The organism is Methylopila musalis (assembly GCF_042679725.1).
Taxonomy (GTDB): Bacteria; Pseudomonadota; Alphaproteobacteria; order Rhizobiales; family Methylopilaceae; genus Methylopila; species Methylopila musalis.
This window is the reverse complement of record NZ_JBHTMX010000334.1, coordinates 1-1617: the sequence shown is the minus strand read 5'-3', so window position 1 is coordinate 1617 and position 1617 is coordinate 1. Positions and strand designations below refer to the sequence as shown.

General features: G+C 76.3%; 2 protein-coding genes. One reads left to right on the top strand and one right to left on the bottom strand.

The features are described from left to right. The coding region (locus ACFQ4O_RS17375; RefSeq protein ID WP_378777619.1) for a TOBE domain-containing protein at positions 1-644 on the top strand (644 nt) is incomplete at its 5' end. A 7-nt stretch (positions 645-651) separates the two neighbouring features. Here ACFQ4O_RS17375 and ACFQ4O_RS17370 read toward each other — a convergent pair. Beyond that, the coding region (locus tag ACFQ4O_RS17370) for an ATP-dependent helicase C-terminal domain-containing protein (RefSeq protein WP_378777617.1) at positions 652-1617 on the bottom strand (966 nt) is incomplete at its 5' end.

Below are 1617 nucleotides of genomic sequence, written 5' to 3'. Positions count from 1 at the left end.
GCCGCGCCGCCTTCGCGCGCGCCTTCGCGCACCGGCCGCCGGCGATCGTGGCGGACGAGCCCTTCGCGGATCGCGAGCTTGGCGAGACGGTCGAAGATTTGCGCGCCCTGCGCGACGCCACCGGCGCGACGGTGATCGTGGCGCTTCGGGACGCGGGCGAGGCGCTGGCGCTGGCGGATGTGGCCGTGCTGCTGCGGGAGGGCCGCGCGGTCGCCACAGACGCGCCGCAGACGCTCTACAACCGGCCGGCCGCCGCCGTCGCGTCCGGCTTCGGGCCTTACGGCATGAACCTGCTGCCGGTGCGCGCCAACCAGACCGGCCTGTCGCTCGAGGACGGGACCACGCTCGGCGGCGCCAGCGTGCGCACCGGCGCCACCTTTGCGCTGATGGGCGTCCGGCCCGAGCACCTGTTCCTCTGGGAGGCCGACATGCCGCCGGAGAACGGCGCCCGGCTGCCGGTGGTGGTGGAGAGCGTCCGCGCCACCGGCGCCGACCTGTTCGCGACCGCGCGCCTCGGCGCCTTCCACGTCACGGCCCGGCTGCGGCCGGGCGCGGCGGTCGCCGTCGGCGCGCCGGCGCAGTTCGCCGTCATGGGCGAGCACCTGCACATGTTCGATCCGCGCACGGGCGAACGGCTGGCCTGACGCTCCTTCATGTCCCGCGCGGCTTGGCGCGGCTGGTGGCCTGGGCTGCGGCGGGGTCTTCCGGCCAGACGTGGCGCGGATAGCGGCCGCGCATCTCGGCGCGCACCTCCTTCCACGATCCGGCCCAGAAGCCGGGCAGGTCCTTCGTCACCTGGATCGGGCGGTGGGCCGGCGACAGCAGCCGCAGCGTCAGCGGCCGGCGCCCGCCCGCGACGGAGGGGTGCCGGTTTAGCCCGAACAGCTCCTGCACGCGTACGTCGAGCGCCGGGCCCTCCGGATCGGAATAGTCGATCGGCAGCCGCGAGCCCGAGGGCGCGTCGAAATGGGTCGGCGCCTCCGCGTCGAGCCGCCGGCGCAGGGCGTAAGGAACCAGCAGGTCGAGGGCCGCCGCGAGATGCTCCTCGCGCACGTCCTTCAGCGCCGTGGCGTGGGTGAGGAACGGCGCCAGCCAGTCGGCCGCGCCCGCTGTCAGCCCCTCCTCCGACAGGTCCGGCCAGTCGCCGTCCGGCTCCGCCTCCCGCAGGAAGCGCGCGCGCTCCAGCACGGCGAGCGCCGAGCGGCTCCACGGCAGGCGGTCGAAACCGGCGCCCGCGAGCCCTTCCGCCAGCGCCGTCGCCGTCTCCGGACCGGGGGCGACCGCGGTCTGGCGTTCGCTGAGCGTGAGGGCGCCGAGCTTCTCCCGCGCCCGGCCGCGCAGGCCCATGACGGCGGGATCGAAGGCGGCCTCCTCCCGGCGCAGGATGCGGGACGCCGCCACCTCGCGCAGGTCGTCCTCGCTCAGCGGCGCCGCCAGCAGGATGCGCCCCTCCTGCGCGACGCCGGTGAGGTCGAGCACGGCGAGATAGGCCTCCCGCGACAGCGCCTCGGCGGGATCGAGCGCCGCGCCGCGACCGTTGGCGAGCAGGAAGGCGCCGGCGCGGCCGCGCGCCTTGGCGATGCGGTCCGGAAACGCCGCCGCGATCACCCGGCCCGC